The organism is Parasutterella muris, assembly GCF_009767915.1.
Classification (GTDB): Bacteria; Pseudomonadota; Gammaproteobacteria; order Burkholderiales; family Burkholderiaceae_F; genus Parasutterella; species Parasutterella muris.
The window spans coordinates 26,186-43,994 of record NZ_WSRP01000012.1 but is presented as its reverse complement, the minus strand read 5'-3'; the positions used below and the strand labels follow the sequence as shown (position 1 = coordinate 43,994).

At 47.1% G+C, this 17,809-nt stretch carries 16 protein-coding genes; 6 read left to right on the top strand and 10 right to left on the bottom strand.

The window, feature by feature from the left end; all coding sequences use genetic code 11:
• Positions 1–6: 6 nt before the first annotated feature.
• Positions 7–1,446, bottom strand: coding sequence for an aspartate ammonia-lyase (locus E5987_RS05075; protein WP_160335012.1), 1,440 nt, complete (start codon positions 1,444–1,446; stop codon positions 7–9).
• A 175-nt stretch (positions 1,447–1,621) separates the two neighbouring features.
• Here E5987_RS05075 and E5987_RS05070 point away from each other — a divergent pair, with 175 nt between their 5' ends.
• Positions 1,622–2,632: a LysR family transcriptional regulator gene (locus tag E5987_RS05070; protein ID WP_160335011.1), complete on the top strand. Its 1,011-nt coding sequence runs from the start codon at positions 1,622–1,624 to the stop codon at positions 2,630–2,632.
• 82 nt (positions 2,633–2,714) lie between these two features.
• The gene (locus tag E5987_RS05065; RefSeq protein ID WP_420901718.1) at positions 2,715–3,806 is read left to right on the top strand and encodes a type II asparaginase; all 1,092 of its coding nucleotides are present in this window, start codon (positions 2,715–2,717) and stop codon (positions 3,804–3,806) included.
• 161 nt (positions 3,807–3,967) lie between these two features.
• Here E5987_RS05065 and E5987_RS05060 read toward each other — a convergent pair whose 3' ends face one another.
• The gene (locus E5987_RS05060; RefSeq protein ID WP_160335010.1) at positions 3,968–5,404 is read right to left on the bottom strand and encodes an aspartate ammonia-lyase; all 1,437 of its coding nucleotides are present in this window, start codon (positions 5,402–5,404) and stop codon (positions 3,968–3,970) included.
• Between the two features lie 173 nt (positions 5,405–5,577).
• On the opposite strand from E5987_RS05060, the gene E5987_RS05055 reads away from it, so the two are divergent.
• Complete coding sequence (locus tag E5987_RS05055) at positions 5,578–6,552, top strand: LysR family transcriptional regulator (RefSeq protein ID WP_160335009.1); 975 nt, start codon at positions 5,578–5,580, stop codon at positions 6,550–6,552.
• Between the two features lie 48 nt (positions 6,553–6,600).
• Here the strand turns inward: E5987_RS05055 and E5987_RS05050 are convergent, their stop codons facing one another.
• From E5987_RS05050 to E5987_RS05035, 4 genes are all read right to left on the bottom strand, one after another.
• Complete coding sequence (locus tag E5987_RS05050; RefSeq protein ID WP_160335008.1) at positions 6,601–7,767, bottom strand: iron-containing alcohol dehydrogenase; 1,167 nt, start codon at positions 7,765–7,767, stop codon at positions 6,601–6,603.
• 68 nt (positions 7,768–7,835) lie between these two features.
• Positions 7,836–9,353, bottom strand: coding sequence for an argininosuccinate lyase (gene argH / locus E5987_RS05045; RefSeq protein ID WP_160335007.1), 1,518 nt, complete (start codon positions 9,351–9,353; stop codon positions 7,836–7,838).
• Between the two features lie 179 nt (positions 9,354–9,532).
• Positions 9,533–10,066 (bottom strand): M20/M25/M40 family metallo-hydrolase, encoded by a 534-nt coding sequence (locus E5987_RS05040; protein WP_338143619.1) that lies wholly within the window; start codon positions 10,064–10,066, stop codon positions 9,533–9,535.
• On the bottom strand, positions 10,033–10,722 hold the full coding sequence (locus E5987_RS05035) for a M20 family metallopeptidase (protein WP_160335005.1): 690 nt from the start codon (positions 10,720–10,722) through the stop codon (positions 10,033–10,035). Before E5987_RS05035 ends, E5987_RS05040 begins: the two co-directional genes overlap by 34 nt.
• 149 nt (positions 10,723–10,871) lie before the next feature.
• Here E5987_RS05035 and E5987_RS05030 point away from each other — a divergent pair, with 149 nt between their 5' ends.
• On the top strand, positions 10,872–11,807 hold the full coding sequence (locus tag E5987_RS05030) for a LysR family transcriptional regulator (protein WP_160335004.1): 936 nt from the start codon (positions 10,872–10,874) through the stop codon (positions 11,805–11,807).
• A 53-nt stretch (positions 11,808–11,860) separates the two neighbouring features.
• Here the strand turns inward: E5987_RS05030 and E5987_RS05025 are convergent, their stop codons facing one another.
• The 4 genes from E5987_RS05025 to E5987_RS05010 are packed head-to-tail and all read right to left on the bottom strand — an operon-like array spanning position 11,861 to position 15,343.
• A complete protein-coding gene (locus E5987_RS05025; protein ID WP_160335003.1) occupies positions 11,861–12,475 on the bottom strand; it encodes a HutD family protein in 615 nt (204 codons plus the stop codon).
• A 10-nt stretch (positions 12,476–12,485) separates the two neighbouring features.
• On the bottom strand, positions 12,486–13,364 hold the full coding sequence (gene ftcD / locus E5987_RS05020) for a glutamate formimidoyltransferase (RefSeq protein ID WP_160335002.1): 879 nt from the start codon (positions 13,362–13,364) through the stop codon (positions 12,486–12,488).
• A gap of 3 nt (positions 13,365–13,367) precedes the next feature.
• On the bottom strand, positions 13,368–14,006 hold the full coding sequence (locus tag E5987_RS05015) for a cyclodeaminase/cyclohydrolase family protein (protein WP_160335001.1): 639 nt from the start codon (positions 14,004–14,006) through the stop codon (positions 13,368–13,370).
• 17 nt (positions 14,007–14,023) lie between these two features.
• The gene (locus tag E5987_RS05010) at positions 14,024–15,343 is read right to left on the bottom strand and encodes an anaerobic C4-dicarboxylate transporter family protein (protein ID WP_160335000.1); all 1,320 of its coding nucleotides are present in this window, start codon (positions 15,341–15,343) and stop codon (positions 14,024–14,026) included.
• A gap of 216 nt (positions 15,344–15,559) precedes the next feature.
• Between E5987_RS05010 and E5987_RS05005 the strand changes: the two genes are divergently transcribed.
• Together E5987_RS05005 and E5987_RS05000 are read left to right on the top strand one after the other, a co-directional pair.
• Positions 15,560–16,555, top strand: a complete 996-nt coding sequence (locus E5987_RS05005) for a LysR family transcriptional regulator (protein WP_160334999.1) — start codon at positions 15,560–15,562, stop codon at positions 16,553–16,555.
• A 122-nt stretch (positions 16,556–16,677) separates the two neighbouring features.
• Entirely contained in the window at positions 16,678–17,715 is a 1,038-nt protein-coding gene (locus E5987_RS05000; RefSeq protein ID WP_160334998.1) for a porin, read from the top strand.
• The last annotated feature ends 94 nt before the right edge of the window (positions 17,716–17,809 follow it).

Below are 17,809 nucleotides of genomic sequence, written 5' to 3'. Positions count from 1 at the left end.
ATGCGGCTAAATCAGATGTTTCTCTTTCTTGAATTCTGCGACAGCTTGAGCAGCTGCCTTAGGGTTCGTCATGAGCATAGGATTGACGAGCTTGTCTGCTTCCTTCGAAGTCATAAGTCCCATTCTGACGACCGCTTCTTTTACGGATAAATTGTTTTTTTCGCAGTAATGAGCGACTTTCACTCCAAGTGGATAGCCAAGTGCTGCCGCAACCACGGTACTTAGTGCAATTGAGGCATTTGCCTCTTTCTCACAGCGTTCCTTATTTGCTGTAATTCCATCTATGCAGTGTTTGCGTAGTATCGGCAGCTCTGCGTTCACGAGTTGGAAGCTTTCAAAGAGGCATTTGTAGAATGTTGCATCCCACACATTTAAATCAAGTTCTCCCTCGTCATAGGCCATCGAAATAGCAACATCGTTGCCCGCAACCTGATGAGAGATTTGAATAACTATTTCCGGAACGGTTGGATTTATTTTTCCAGGCATAATGGAGGAGCCGGGAGAAAGTGCAGGGAGGTTGATTTCCATGAGTCCTGAACGGGGGCCGGAGCCGAGGATGCGCAAGTCTTTGCTGATCTTTGAAAGTGTCATGGCAACTTTTTTAACCAGACCAGAAACTTCTACGATGAAGTCTGCATTTTGGAATCCGTCAAACAGGTCTTTCATCGGTGTGATGGTTTGCCCGTATTGTTCGCTGATTTCTGCATAAAATGCGTCCATATAGCCTGGTTCTGCACTGAATCCGGTTCCAACAGCGCTACCGCCCATGACTATTTCAAAGCAGCCTGCGCGCATTGAAACTGCCTGGCCTTTAAGACGCTCAATGACAGACGCATATCCCCCAAACTCCTGACCAAGTGTTAAGGGAAGGGCATCTTGGAGACAGGTACGGCCGACCTTGACTACATCTTTAAATTCTCTCTCTTTTGCTCGAAGGGACACTGAGAGCAACCCTAATTCGCGGACCAGTTCGTCAAAGCGAGCAATCATGCCAAGATGAGTAGCCGACGGAATCGTATCGTTTGTAGATTGCCCCATGTTGACGTGTGTATTTGGGTGAACTCTGTCTGAACCTTTTTTCCCGGTCAGGATTTCATTAGCCCTGTTGCCGACTACTTCATTGATATTCATATTGACACAGGTATAGCCTCCGCCTTGCCACATATCAAGAGGAAACTGATCTGCGAACTTTCCCTCGATGATTTCGTCACAGGCCTGAGCGATAGCTTCTGCGATATCGTCATTCATGGCACCGATTTTGTTGTTTGCTCGGGCTGCTGCTTTTTTGATTTGGGCTAATGCCTTATGCATGTCAGGAAAGAAACTAACCGGAAGGTTGGCACATCCGGATACGCCCATCATGCGAGTTGTTTGTATTCCGTAGTAGCAGTTATCAGGAATTTCCATTTCGCCAAGACAATCTCGTTCAATGCGATATTTGCTCATACTTTGACTCCTTGGGGGATTCTGTTTAATGAGCTCATAGTTTCAGATAATCTTTTGATGTTATCAATTATGATAAGAAAGAAAAGTGTTTAAATTAAGTAATACTTAACTCAATATAAAAGTACAAATGATCATGTAAACATGTTAAAAGGCCATAGACTGGGGCGGATCTTTGATGGAGAAAGATAAAATTTTGAGCTTGGTGCAGCTGCATATATTTCTTGTGACGGCGCAGGAGCGCTATTTGAAGCAGGCAGCTAAAATTCTTGGCATTTCTTCTTCTGCAGTGAGTCAGAATCTCAAGGCTTTAGAACAGACTCTTAAAACTCAATTATTTGAGAGAGATACGCGACCTCTGGTGCTGACTGCCTCCGGAAGAAGACTAGCGGAGTTAGGTTCCTATCTCATGGAGCAAAATGAACGGCTGTTCCGGAAAATGGAAGATCAAAGGGAACGTGTGAGTTCTTTACGTCTGGGTCTGGGGGAGTCTGCAGCTGGTTCTTTTGGCCCTTGGCTTATTGCAGCTCTGGAAAAAGAGGTCGAAGATCTGGAAGTTGCCTCAGGCCTGACAAAACCGATGGTCAAGTTATTGAACGATGACAGAATTGATGTTTTGTTTTCTCCGCTTGCGCCGGGGGAACTGGAAGATTTTTATGGTTGGGCGCTTCTTGAAGAGGACTATATTCTTGTTGCTCGGCGAGGAACTGAATCAATTAACACGCTCGACGATTTAAAGCGCTTTACCGCCTCTCATCCGCTCATTGAGTATAACCAAGAGAGTTCGGACCGAGTTCAGGTTCGTCGAATTATTCGCTCTCTCAACCTGGAGGTCAGTGAGCAGGTCTCAGTTTCAACCAGTTATTTGCTGGTTGGACTTGTGAGCCAACTTAACGGATGGTCCATCATCACGCCCACTAATTTATGGAGTTCCGGTTTCTTTCTCGCAGACGTTAGTCTTTATAAACTGCCCGGAATGGATATAAAGCGGACTTATTGGGTCCGATGGCAAAAAGAACCGTCTGAGTTTGTGAAAGCATGCGTAAAGAGATGTGTGGAGCAAGCTTTAACAGGGGCTTTTTCCGATCTTGTTCGTTCGAGGACTCCGGAACTTTCTCGATTTATGAAAATTTACCCAATTCAGAACCTGCATGGAAAATGCGCTTCAGGGATAAACGAATCTTATTGAAAGTATAAATTAAATCAATTTTGGTTTAACTGCATTACAAATAGTGACATGATGAATTGCCTTTTCTCAGGAGAAAATTATGATGAAGAAAACCCTCGCCGCAATTTTTGTAAGTAGTTCCTTTATTGCCGGAGTTGCTGGTTCGTGTTTCGCGCAGGCACCTACACAGCACGTAGCAAAGGCACAGCTGCCAAACGTCTGTATTCTTGCAACTGGTGGAACCATTGCAGGCTCGGCCGCGAGCAATACTCAAATGACCGGTTATAAGGCAGGAGCAATTGGGATTCAGACGCTTTTGAATGCAGTACCGGAAATTCATAAGGTTGCCAACGTCCAAGGGGAGCAGATTTCCAATATTGGCTCTGAATCGATGACTCATGAGATATGGCTCAAGCTTGCTAAGCGAGTGAATGAGCTTTTGGCTAAACCGGATGTTGATGCGGTTGTTATTACCCATGGTACGGATACATTGGAGGAAACAGCTTATTTTTTGAATCTTGTGACTAAGTCGGATAAACCGGTTATTTTGATCGGAGCCATGCACCCTGCCACAGCAATTTCTGCAGACGGTTCGGTTAATATTCTGAATGCGGTTAATTTGGCGGCCTCTAAGGACGCCAAAGGTCGTGGGGTTATGATTGCAATGAACGATGTGATTAACGGCGCCCGTGACGTGCAGAAGACCAATACGCTGAGAGTGGACACATTCCAAAGTCCTGAACTTGGTTACCTTGGTTACTTTGAAAATGGCCGTCCCGTTTTTTACAAGGCGACAACCCGTAAGCATACCAAGGACACAGAGTTTGATGTTTCCGAGCTTAAAGATCTTCCGCGTGTTGATATTATCTACTCACATGTCAACGACGATGGCAAGATGGCAGAAGCTGCAGTTGCTAACGGAGCAAAAGGCGTTGTGCATGCAGGAACGGGCAACGGTTCGATTCATGAGAATGCTGAAGCGGCACTCTACGATGCAGCCAAAAAAGGTATTGTCGTAGTTCGGGCTGCACGTGTTCCGAACGGTCCGACGATTGAATCGACAGAAGCTTGGGATAAAGCAGGTTTTGTTCATGCTGGAACTCTTAATCCTCAGAAGGCTAGAATTCTTCTGCAGCTCGGGTTAACCAAGACGAATGACCCCGCAAAGATTGCTGAAATGTTCGGCAAGTACTAAGTTGGTCATCTGATTCCAAAAAGCCGCGGGCCTGTCTTTTAGACAGGCCTCACTTTTTTATGAAAATAATGAAAAAACTTCGGAATCAGAATAGATTCCGAAGTGGAGGGTCCTATGGATATCAGTAAAGGACAAAAAGGGGGAGAATCAAACTTGATAATTTAAGCGTGTCTTTTTTCAGCTTTCCACTGTGCAATGGCTTCAGCCATTCTCTCCGGGTTCACCAATAATGCAGGGTCAAGCAGGGAATCGGCTTCTTCTTTAGTCATGACTCCCATTTTCAGGACTGCATCTGCAACCGCTAAATTATGCTGCTGCGCGTATTTTGCGACTCTGACCCCTTCGGGATAGCCTAAGGTTGCAGCAACAACGGTTGCAAGAGCGATGGTTTCTCTTGCTTCCTGTGCACATTTTTCCCGATTGGCAGTGATTCCGCTGACACACTTATCGATAAAGAGCGGGATTACTTTGGTCAGGAGATCAAACGATTCGAACAGATTCTTATAAAGAGTCGGAGCCCAAACGCTGATTTCCAGTTCTCCTTGCTCAAAGGCCATGCTGATGACTACGTCGTTGCCGCAAGTTTGCTGAGCAACCTGACTTACGAGCTCAGGCAGGATAGGATTAATTTTGCCCGGCATGATGGAGGAGCCGGGGGAGAGTGAAGGAATGGAAATTTCACCCAAACCGGCGCGAGGGCCGGAGCTCATCAGGCGGATGTCTTTTGCGATCTTAGAAATTCCGCAGGCAGCTTGTTTGACCGCAGCTGATACCTTTACGCAAAAGTCATCATTCTGCATGCCGTCAAATAGATCCGTAGCGCTTTTCACGTCTTCTCCGAGCTGAGCGGAAAGGTGCTTGTAGAAGGCCTCCTGGTATCCGGGCGCAGCGCCAAGTCCGGTACCAACAGCGGTGCCACCGACGATGAGGCTGAAACATTCCTCTCTTAGGCTGCGGATATTGGCGGCCTGACGTCTGCAGAATTCCGCATACCCACCGAATTCCTGCCCCAAAGTCAACGGGACTGCGTCCTGCAGGCATGTGCGTCCGACCTTAATTACGTCTGCAAATTCAAGTGCTTTTTGAGCAAAGGCCTCTGCAAGTTTATCAAGTTCTGGGGCGAGCTTATCAAGAGCCGGATAAATGCAAAGATGTTCCGCGCTCGTGACTACGTCGTTGGTGGACTGCCCCATGTTGACGTGTGTGTTCGGGTGAATCGCATCCTGTCCCTTGTGCCCGGTGAGGTACTCATTGGCAAGGTTGCCAATAACTTCGTTGACGTTCATATTTACACAGGTGTAGCCTCCACCCTGGTACATATCCAGCGGGAACTGATCGTCATACCTCCCTGTTAACGCCTGGTCACAGGCCCAGGCAATGGCATCCGCTTTCTCCGCCTCAAGTGCGCCTACGTCTTTATTTGCGAGGGCAGAGGCTTTTTTCATTTGAAATAGGCATTGATGCAGGTAGGGATATTTAATAACTTTTTCTCCAAGTAAGCCGGAAACACCCATGACACGCATGGTTTGGATGCCGTAGTAAACGTTATCCGGGACTTCCATCTCACCGAGACAGTCTTTTTCTATACGAGTTTTCATATTTTCCTGGGATTAGGTTGATTGAGCATGGAAAGAATTTTCTATTTTTTGCTTGGAAAAACCAAACAAGATAAATAAGATTAAATGTGAACTATCGGTTTTTCTTATGTTGCAAAGGCATGACTCAGATAATTACTGCCTCGCTATAATTTTTAATGATATGAGGTTAGGCAATGCGAAATTTCTCTCTTGAATTAGGACAAATGAAAGTCTTCATGGAAGTAGCAAAGGATTGCAACATGACCCGTGCAGCCTCTGTTCTTGGTCTGACGCAGCCTGCGGTTTCCAGTATTATCAAGAGGATTGAGACTGGTTTAGGGATGGCTCTTTTTGATAGAGATGTTCGACCAATGAAGCTGACTCTTGAAGGGACTGTACTTTATAACCGAGGAGGCAGTGTTATTGAAATGATGGATTCTATTGTGGCGGATATGTATCGGACCGCTAAGGGGAAGAATCCTGATTTGCGCCTTGGATGTTCTGAAGCGATCATGAGTAACTTCGGAGCAAGTCTCATAACGTCTTTAAATCGACACGTCGGACATTTAACAGTGTTGGGCGGCTCTACTCCTCAGGTAGTTGGACGCCTTAAGTCAAACGAGATCAACATCGCACTTTCCAGTGACTTACTTGAAAGAGAACAGGGTGTTCGCTCTATTCCGCTTTTCAGAGAAGACTTTCTTTTGACGGTGAACCGCGACATATGTAAAAAACTTAATCCTCGAAATTGGGTTGATCTCAGACATTACCTTGAAACCACTCCTTATGTTAGAACGGGCATGGACACGATGGATTACTTTCAAACAGAAAGAGTTCTCAGGTCGATGGAACTGAGACGGCTGACAACGATGGAAGTTGATTCATGTATTGCGCATCTTGGAGTGGTTGCCAAAGGCGCCGCATGGTCGATTATTCCGGTTTTGGCAGCGATCGTTGCCTCTAAGCATCTTGGGAATGTTTCTTTTTTGGATTTCGGGAATAGGAGCGCGACAAGATCTTTTTTCCTAACTTATCGCGAGAGTACATTTAAACCGCTTGCACAGCTGATTTCAGATGAAATGAAGGTTATTTTTGAGCAGGAAGTTTCTCCGGAAATCAGAGAGTTAAAGCCGGAGCTTGGCCAGCATATTTACTGGATTCAGCAATAACAAGGCGGTTCCGTCGAAACTTCAAGTGAGAACCGCCGTATAGACAGATTAGCTGTAGGATGCTTGGTAAATTTGGATGCAGTCTTCCGGTGTTAAGAGAGACGGATCATTCTCAAAAAGAGGGGCCATAACCTTTCTCGCTTCGACTGCGAGGTGTTCGAGCTCTTCGTATGTAATACCGTAATCGCTCATTTTGATATCTGCAACTCCGCAGTTTTGCAGGAGTTTTTCCAAAACTTCAAGAAAATCTTCCGGTTTAGAGGCATCTTTTTCCCCAAGCGCTATTGCCAAGCGAATGAATCGATCCGGACAGCATCCTTTATGGATAAAGTGCGCAAAGTAAGCCCGGCAGATCAGAATTAAACCAGCTCCGTGAGGAAGGTTAGGATGGTAAGCGCTGAGAATATGTTCAAGAGAATGTTGACTTAAAAGTTTGCCTGTCGACATGACGAGACCACCTAATGTATTGGCAAAGGCCATGTGTTCTCTTGCTTCGAGATCCTTACCGTCTTTCACAGAGCGAACCAAATACTTGCCAACGTTTTCAATTCCCGTGATAGAGAACATTTCGTTAAAAAGATTGGCTTTTTTGGAGAGATAGCCTTCAGCTAGATGGTAGAACGTGTCGAGACCCTGAAATGCTGTTTGAAGCGGCGGAACGCTTGTCATCAGTACGGGATCAACAATTGACAGTGTTGGGAACATGCTTGGGTGACCAATACCGTATTTTTCATTGGTTTCGATGTTGTTGACCATCCCGCTGTTGTCAGCCTCGGATCCTGTCCCCGCTGTTGTTGTTATACAGACGATTGGCAGCGGTTTGTGCTGAATCGGCATTCCTTTTCCAGTGCCGCGGATGCAGTAATCCCAAAGATCACCCGGGTTTGTTGCCATGAGAGCGATAACCTTAGCACTATCCATTGGAGAGCCTCCGCCAAGCGCAAGTACAAAGTCACAAGCCTCTTTTTTTGCTTGAGCTGCGCCTGCCATGATGCTGTCTTTTGTCGGGTTTGGGCCGATCCCGTCAAAAACGGAGAAAGAGATACCTGATTGGGTCAGCTGATGCTCAAGCTCAGCTAGGTAACCGTTGACGCGTACAGATTTGCCGTTGGTAATGACAATAAGAGCTTTGCTTCCGGGCAGTTTTAATTCATGGACATGTTTTAAGGCATTGACGCCAAAAACGAATTCGGTTGGGATGCAGAAAGAAAACATGATTTCCTCTTTGAATAAAGTAAGACCCGACTCTCCAGCTAGAGAGCCGGGCACTCTGGGAGAGTCAATTATTTAGAGCGAGCAAAAAGTTCTTGGATCTTAGCTTCAGTTCTTTCCTTCGCATCGTTCAGCTGTCCGTAGCGCTGCTCAACGATTTTTTCGTTTTCCTGAATCCCTAGATGAAGTTCATCAAGTTGACGAACGACTTCTTCCGGAGCGGAACCGCCGAGAGAATTCTTGGAGTAAGCGTTTTTCACCGGGTCAAGACCAAGCTGAATTTGTTCGTTTGTGACTTTAGTGTCAATACCAAAAAGATTTTTTGCAATTGGAGCAATTACGGCAACATCAATTTCACTGGCTTTCTTGTTGTGTTCAAGCATGTGGTTGACTACATGGGCAACGATGTCATGTGCTGTACGGAACGAAATTCCATCGGCACGAACGAGGGTATTAGCAAGCTCTGCCATTGTGCAGAAATTGTTCGTTGCGGTCTGAACCATCAGCTTCTTGTTAAGCTTGATTCCTCTGAAGGTTACATTGAGCAATTCAATGCAGGCCTTCATTTCGTTGAAAGCTGTCCAAAGTAATGTGGGTCCTTCTCCGCTGCTTTCGTTGTTGTGAGTGTAAGGAGTGTTCTTCATAACCATCCATGCAGCGACACAGCAGCCCTCAACATTGGAGGATTTGCCTTTAACATGCTCAAGAGTCCACGGGTTTTTCTTTTGCGGCATGATAGAGGAACAAACCGCAACTTCATCGGCGACTTCTACATAACCGTAGTCCGGGGTTGCCCAAACGTAAAGGTCTTGGCACAGTCTGGTAAAAGTATTGGCCGCAATCCCAAAAGCCGACAGGATTTCGAGAATATAGTCGCGTGAGCCGACGGCATCAATCGAATTGCCGAGGGGAGCGTTAAAGCCAAGCAGATCAGATGTGAAATTACGGTCAATGCTCCAGGTAGTGGACCCCATTGATCCGCCACCGAGTGGACAGAGATTCAGCTGATTCCAGGCGTTTTCGATGCGGGTGTAGTCACGAGACATTCCATTGAGGATCGCAGAACAATACTGGGCGAATGTGATCGGCTCAGAGGGCTGCAGATGCGTATATCCGGCCATGACGGCGTCTGTATTGTTGCGGGCAACGGTTTCGATTGTCTTTCGCATCTCGTTATAAAGACGGCAGATTTCCAGATAAAGCTTGCGCACATCCATACGGCAGACTGTGGCGTAAAGATCGTTGCGGGATCTGGCGGTGTGCTGCTGGCCCCCGACTTCAATGCCTACCTTCGAGATCAGGTAGTTTTCCATATTGAAATACATTTCTTCCAGCTCAGGGCGAAGCGGGAAGCTCGGGGTGTCACCCATTGCTGTCATTTCTTCAGCGACTTCAAGGATCTTTGCGGCGACATCCGTTTTGATGATGCCTTGTTTTTCCAGCATTAAGACGTGCGCTTTATTGCACTGGACATAATTTTGGAACGAACGTTCCGCTTCTTCTGCGCTGATGCTCGGTTCGATAACGTACTTGATGACTTCCGCTGCGGGAGGCTGTTTGATTTTGCCTCTGTTGTTGCCTTGAATCATTTATGATTTCCTTGGTTTGTGTTTAAGACAGTCTCATTTTTGTGTATCGGTTATCAAACAACAATAACCATATATAAAGCTTATAACACGGGATTAAAAACGTTAATGGGATCGCCTCAGGTACAGTTGATAAAAAAGGCCTTCAATGAAGACTGAAGGCCTGTGTCCTTATCGTTCTTTTAACTAAGAGCGTTGACTACCGTCATCATATAGACCTTGATGAAGTCAAGATATTTCTGCGTGCTGATCTTTTCGTTGGCTTTGCCCATTTCATTTTCGCCGTTAGCGGCGCCGAAGTTTGGAATCGGCATGTGAGTCACTTTACGGATCCAGGCGGCGTCTGAGCCCCAGGGTTCAGCAACCATTTCCACGTCTTTACCCATGACTTCCTTGTACGACTTGGCGACCAGCTGGATAAACGGATCATCCTTTGGGATGTCCAGAAGCGGGCGTCTTGAGGTGACCGTGAGCTGATAGTCAAAGGAATCGTCTTCTTTCTTCAGAGCGTCCAAGACATCAGTAATCTCTTTCAATGCTTCGTCATGGTTTTCTCCCGGGACTAAGCGTCGATCGAACCAGAATGTCGCCTCAGACGGGTAGACATTAGCTGCCTTGCCGGAGTTCATAACGGCAATGGTGAGGTGCGGAGGCGGCAGTCCTTTCGAGGAGGGACGTGTAATCAGGGTGCTGTTGAGCACCTCCAGTTCCCCGATAGCTGTGACGGCTTTTTGAAGTGCTGTTTTCCCTTTGAGAGCAGCGCGGTATGTCCGGGCTCGGATGTATAAGAAATGTAGCCTCTCAAAATTCCGCCGTGCTGAGGGACGAGCATTCCGTCACTCGGCTCCATACAAATACCAAAATCGCCGCGCAGATAGCCTTTGCTGAGCAGATATTGAACGCCAAGCTCGCCTCCGAACTCCTCGTCGCACATCCAGCTTAAAAGCACATTACCCTTGGGCTCAAACCCCATTTTTCTTAGGAAGATAACCGCCATGAGTGCGCCGGCGTCTCCGCCTTTCATATCAGAAGCGCCTCTGCCGTAGATGCAGCCTTCATGCTCTTTTCCCGACCACGGGCCGAACATACCGGGGTCCTCCGGATCCGGAGGAAACACGTCCATATGACCGTTAAAAACGAAAGTTTTTCCTTTTTGACTGCCTTCCCACAAAGCAAGCAGATTCGGACGGTGAGGCTTCGCTTCGATTCGATCCACATTGAGGCCGCTGTCCTTCATGCGCTTTTCAAAGACGAAGCTGACTGGCTCTTCGTCTCCGGTCACGCTAGGGGTCCTCAGGAGCTCCTGAAGGCATTCGATGGCTTCGGTTCGGTTGGCTTCTACAAAGTCTGAGATTTCTTTGGCTGTAATCATTTTTTCCTATGAGGGAGTTTAGAGAGAACAATGATCAGACTGCCCCTAACATAAGAAAAAGAATATATTTATAATCAAAATATTATGTTTAGTATTGATTTTGACTTATGAAGAAGCATCAGTCGAATTGGGATCTTTGCAGCTCTGTTATGGCACGACACGTTACCGTTTTTATGTGTGCTGCGAAAGTCGGATCTTTTTCTTTAGCTGCAGAGACGCTCTCTGTCACACAGCCTTCGGTGTCCCTTTCCGTTAAATTTCTTGAGGATAAACTGGGTTTTGATCTGTTTGAGCGTTCGACAAGACCGCTTCGCCTCACACCGGAGGGAAGCGCGGTGATGGAATTGCTCCAGCGATACCGAATGGAGTTCTCTGAACTGCTGCAGCGTATTCGCAGTGACAACTTTATTCGTCCGATTCTGCGCATCGGATTAATAGAATCAATCGCGGATTTTGCTGCGGCCTCCCTTGTAAAGTCACTCAAACCTTTATGCGGTCAGCTGAGACTTAAGGTCGCTACATCGGAAACGCTGATGGCGCAGATTTCCAACAGAGGGCTCGATGCGGCGATTATTTCCTCAGAACTTTACTCCGGAGAATATTTTGATCCGGAGCCGATTTTCTCGTCTCCGCTGGTACTGATGCTTCCGATCGATTCCCCTATTGAAGTGATTGACAGTTGGGCTACTCTGCTCCGAGCGGGTATCCCGTTTATCCATCATTCCAAGATTACAGCGGACGGGATTGCCATACAGAGGTTTACAGACCGCTTTTCTCTTAATTTTCCCTACATGTTGGAAGCGGATAACAATCGAGCGATTTTCCAAATGATTTCCGCCGGATTGGGATGGAGTTTTTTTCAGCCGTGGAGCCTTTTTGAAAGCGGACCGCTAACGACGGTGAAAATTTTAAAAGCTCCTGTCGCTATGCCGAGCCGTAAGGTTCAGTTGGTTTGTCCGCATCTATCAGATCGAACAATACGGGAAACGATTAAAAAGTCACTGTCGAGTCTGGTTGTCCAAAAGAGCGAAACCCGACTTAGTCCCTTAGCCCCTTGGCTTTGCCGCGAGATAAAGATTTATTAAAAAGCCGAAGGCCTCATGGAAAGAGGCTTCGGCTAAGCAATTGCGGCTTCTGATTAATTTCTATGACGGACCGTTATCCAATATCCGCACGGAGCATCCGGCTTTCTCGGGGAGATGGAAGCAGACTCTGCTGTGTCTGTGTCTTCGCTAAGGAAGTAGAGGAAGTCTCCTTCGTGAAGTGAAAGAGATCCTTCTAGCGAAACACCGGAGCAGTGAAATACGGTATCAGCGGTGCAGAAGAATCCTGCCAGATACTGTTTTTTGGGATCGAAAGAGAATTCAGCTGATCCTTTGACAGCCTGAACTGCACCGGAGAAGGAGTTATCCGTAAGAAGATTGAAATCCTCATAGGCCCCCTCAGATGTTGTTTTCCAGGCGCCTTGGAAGATATCTATCTCGTAGGGCTCGAGATGCACGGACTTTTTCTCTCCCGACTGCAAGACATGCTCCATTTGAAGCACACCTTTTCTCGGGCTGATATGACGGGTAAAGCCCGTGAAATCAGAAAAGAGTGAAGAGCCTCCGAAGCAGACAGCGGAAGAAACACGGATTTTAAAATCCTTGTTTTCCCATGTGGAGCCTTCCGGCAGAAGCAGGACTTCCTCTGTGCTTCCGCCTGCCCATGAGTGGACGATACGGTCTGTTTTTGAGTTTAGTCTGACAGCCATGATTAGCCTCTTAAAGGATCTGTTTCTTGCGATCAAAACCTTCGAGCTGCATATAGAATTCGCAACAGTCCATCAGAGCGTCGAAAGGGACCATTCCGCAGACTTCAGTGCCGATAATGCTGAGGCCGTAGCGTCTTGCTTCGCTTCTGACCATTTCGATAATTCTGTAAAGTGGAACAATCTTGTAATTAATCATGCAGCTGACTTGGCAGACATTGCGTTCAGCGATGTAAACGCCAATTGCTCGAGCATCCTCATAACCTCCTTTTGCCTCACGGAAGGACTGGGCAATGTGTTTTGCAATCTTTACATCCGGAGTGTTGAGCGTGATGTTGAAGGCAACCATCGGGCCTCTTACGCCAAGAGGCATAGCGCCTGCAGTTGGGTGCATTTTGGCTTCGCCGTAGTCGGGAGCCCATTCCGGCTGAGAGATGAGTTCGCAGAGGCCTTCATATTCCGGGTGACGGACGTTCTGGAGTTTAACGCGTTCCGGTTTTTTAGCCGCTTTTTCATAGAGGTAGACCGGTACTTTCAGTTCAGAGGAGACTCTTTCGGCCAACTGATTTGCGTATTCGACACATTCTTCCATTGTTACATCTTCGATCGGGATGATCGGGCTTGCGTCAATCGCACCGATGCGCGGATGCTCACCCTTATGGTGATTCATGTCGATGTTTTCTACAGCGGCCTTGCATGCTCTGAATGTTGCTTCTAAGACTGCCTGAGGTTCCCCGATGATCGTGTGAACGCAGCGGTTATAAGCAGGGTCCACATTGACGTTAATAAGGCGCGCGTTGGGAACGGAGGCGGCAACTTCAGAGATCTTGTCGATGACTGCCTGATTCTTTCCTTCACTAAAATTTGGAATACATTCGATAACTTTTGACATTTTTTACTCCTTAGAAAGTTTCTTATACCCGATTGCCAGTAAGGCTTCCTCGGATTCACGAGCCATTTTCTCGCTTTCCTCTATGTTTCGAAGGGCTGCTTTTACATAGGCATCATCCTTGATAGAGCCTAAGTTAATACGGGCATTTAGGAGAGCTCCTAGAACTGCGTTTCTCGCATTCATTGCTGCGATCATTGCGTCGGTGATTGCGTTTTGGTTACCCTCGAGCAGCGTGGGAATGAGTTCAAAGATTTCGGTAGAGACAAGTGCCACCTCCAGCGGAACTTTAGAGGCGAGTTTAAGAGCCTCCTGAATCTTCTCTTTTCTCTGCAGCTTCTCTTCCTCCGTTGCTTTTGGCAGTTTAAATGCAGCCATAACACTGTCAAAGCTCGCTGCATCTTTTTCGACGAGAATGAGAAGACGACTCTGCAGAGAGTTTGCTTTCTCTTTAATGGCCAAAAATTCCGGAGAAGGCGAACCGTCCTTAGGAAGACTAAGGTTTGCGACCATTTCAGCTAAAGATGCAGCCAACGCTCCTGAAAGGGCGGAAATACTTCCTCCGCCCGGGGTTGGAGCTTCGGAGGCTGTAACTTCGCAGAATTCAGTTACGGTGAGGTCGGTTAAGTTGTTTATGGGATTCATGTTTAATCCAATCCTTTTTATTGCAGAACGAGCGGCGCGATTAAGAATGCAGCGGCGACACTGGTGATTGTCGTAACCATACCGGGAAGGAGATAAGAATGGTTGATTACGAATCTGCCGATTTTTGTAGTACCTGTTGAATCAAATGCGACACCGGCGACGATTGTGGCATAAGTCGGGATGATATACAGACAGGCGGTGGCAGGCCAGCAGGCGACGAGTGCAACCGGAGATAAACCGAGAGTAATCGCAAGCGGGTAGATAAGGCGAGTTGTTGCGGCCTGGCTTAGAACGACAGACGCAACTGCCATCAGAACGATTGCGAAAGTCCAGGGGTATTCTTGGAAGAAGTTCTTGCAGTATTCCTGGAGCTGAGGCAGGTAAGCGGAAATCAGCGTGTCACCCATCCAAGCCAAACCGTAAATACAGATAACGCCTGTCATACCGGCTTGGAAGACAGAGCTTTTTGCGATCTTATCGATATTAGGCTTGCAGACAAGGACGATGATGCCGGCGACGACGAGCATGAGGATTTCAATGATATGGGTCATTGAAAGCGTAACTACTTTATCACCCATATGATAGACAGGCCTGAGGCTCGGGATTGTTCCGAAAAGGACAATGATGACAGTTCCTAAAAGAAAAAGCCAAACGGAGATTTTTGCAGAAGTTGGGTAGACTTTCTGGGCTTTATGTTTTTTGACGGACTCGATGGCACCTTCAGCCAAGCGTTTCTGATAAACAGGATCATCAGCCAGTTCGGGGCCGCGTTTCAGAACGACAAGAGCGCCTAAAAGACATCCGATGATTGTAGCCGGAATACAGACAAGCATGATTTGCCCCATGCCGATTCCATGCGGAGTCAATAGGACAATTAACGCTGCCATTGCTGCAGAAACGGGGCTTGCTGTAATTGCCTGCTGGCTCGCCACGACGGAGATAGACATCGGTCTTTCGGGGCGTACACCTGTTTCTCTGGAAACTTCAGCGATAACAGGCAACAAGGCAAAAGCGATATTTCCGGTTCCAGCCATGATTGTGAAGAGATAACAAACCATCGGGGCCAGGAAAGTGATGTATTTCGGATTTGCCCGAAGGATATGTTCTGCGACACCTACCAGGAAATCCATTCCGCCTGCTACTTGCAGCGCGGCAGCAGCGACAATGACGGATGTGATGATCAGCATCACGTCCATTGGAGGGGAAGAAGGAGCGAGGCCGCAGAAAATAGCAAGAACTGCTAGGCCCATACCGCCGGCGATGCCTAAAAATATACCGCCTAATCTCGCACCTATGGCTAAGGCAACGAGAACGACTAAGAGTTCAACTGCAAACATGATTTTTACTCCTTGGTTGACACCCCAAAGGGGTATTGGGAGAGAAGGGGTGCCGCAGACCGGTTACTCTTTGATTTATTGTGAGAAGAACAGCCGACGGCAAAGATCAATCTAATTAGAAAGTAATAAAACAACGAGAGAGATGAAGCCCCACTAACAAGTGATATTATTTTTAAATAATGATCCCCGAATGGTGGGGTAAGGCAGGAAGCCGGGATGACAGCAGACTTGAAGGACTTCAGTGGTTTCTATACTCGCAGCTGTGAGATTTTTATTGTTTGTGCTCGTCTTAAATCCTTCTCTGCCGCAGCGGAAGTACTGCAGACGAGCCAGTCATCCATTTCTCAGACAATAAAGCGCCTAGAGAATTCCCTGTGCTTTAATCTCTTTGAAAGAGAGACAAGGCCGCTGAGAACAACTCAGGAAGGAGAGGCGCTTTACAAGAAACTCTCTCTTGATGCCGAGCAGAATCGGCGGATGGTTGAGCTGTTTCGAACAAGAAATTATTTAAAACCGGTATTGGATATTGGTTTAATTGAATCAGCGGCCTCTTTCTGCGGGGCGGAACTCACGCAGGCTTTGGACGGCAGTGTTGGCCAGCTGAGGCTAAGTGTAGAGACGTCTGACAAACTTTTGATGAGCCTGATGGAGCGAGAACTGGATATGGCAGTTGTATCTGTGCCTGAAGTTTTATCTCCCTCTCTGCAATGGAACCTTTTATTTTTAGAGCCTTGGGTCGTACTTTTCCCGAAGGGGTATCCAATTCCGTCTCACGATCCATTGAGCTGGGAAGAGCTCCAGCTCTGTGGTCTTCCTTTTATTTATCACGGTAAGTACACTGCGAACAGCCGATGTTTTAATGCCATTAAAGGTTTTGAAAGAAGAGCACCGGCAAATAAATTTGAGCTTGACAGTAACTTTATGATTTATGAGTTCGTCAGCCAGGGTATCGGCTGGAGCATCACTCAGCCGCAAGGTATTTCTTTATTTAGATGTTCTTCCAACATTCAGGTCAGGAGAGCTCCCGCGGAGTTGGGAAAACGAAAAGTTTTTTTAGTCGCCCGCAGGAACTGCAGTGAGGATCTCCAAGCGAAAGTCTGCAGAACTATTAAAGGGATTATTAGGGAAAAAGTAGAAGATACATTGGGACAGAGTATCCCGTGGCTTCTTAAAGAATTTCAGTTCGTATCGGATGGACCGGAAAGACAATAATAGTTTGTACATTTTAAGATAAACGAGCCTCTGAAGAAGTTTCGCGTTGGAATTCGCTCCGAATTGTTGCTAGGAATTTGAACTTTCTGCAAGTTTTTAACTTCAATTGGAGTATTTCTCAAATGAAAAAGACACTTTTAGCAATGGGCGTCCTCGGCGCTTTCTCTTCCCTGGCTTTTGCCGCTTCCAACGTAACACTCTATGGTGTTATTGAAGAAGGTGTGCTGGTTCAGAAAGCCAAACATCAGGACACAACAGTTCAGCTGAAGTCCGGTTTTGACCAGGGCTCTCGCTGGGGTATCAAAGGCGTTGAAGAACTCGGCAACGGCTATGCTGTCGGCTTCATCCTTGAACAGGGATTTAATGTTGACAACGGCGGCGAAGCTACAGGCGGCAAACAGTTCAGCCGTGAAGCATTCCTCTATGTAACTGGCCCCTTCGGACGCTTAGGTGCTGGCCGTACTGGTACACTTTCTTCCGGCGCTCAGTCCAATACTATTCTGACAGGTTGGGCTCTCGGAACAGGCTTCGGTCTTTCTTCCTGGACAAGTGCTATTGGCACATCCTTCTCCCGCGTGGATAATGCTGTTGCATACCAGACACCGAGCTTCGGCGGCCTCAAACTTAGTGCTATGTACTCCAATGGCACGTCTGCCGATGAAAACAAATGGTCTAAAAACAACCATTACTATGGCCTCGGTGCACTCTACAACGCTAACGCGATCAAATCTAGCTTAATCCTCGAAGCAGTTGATCATAAAGATGCAACTGGCGATGCTAAGAAAAAGACTCAGTATGTCATTAACTACGGCTTCGAATACAACCTTGGTACTGTGACACCGATGTTTGCTTACCAGTGGGCACATCAGGACGAAGGCAAAAAGACTCATATGTTCGGCCTTTCTGCTAAGGTTGCTGTAGGTGGCGGCGATCTCCTCGCTGGCGGCCGTTATCTCTTCGGCGACGATGACGCTATCGGTGCTGAAGAACAGAAAGTCCGCGCATGGAATATTGGCGCTGCTTATATCTATCCCCTTTCTAAGAGAACAGCTGTCAAGGCTTATGCCGGTTACGCTGACGGCGCCAAAGCTTGGAAGAATACAGAAGATGTTGCTATGAACGGTTATCAGGTCTACCTTGGCCTGCGTCACAGCTTCTAATCTGAGTTTGGTTTAACTTGGATTGATCTTGGGCCTCCTTCGGGAGGCCTTTACATTTTGAGTGTCTTCAATTGTTGCTAGGAATTTGAACTTT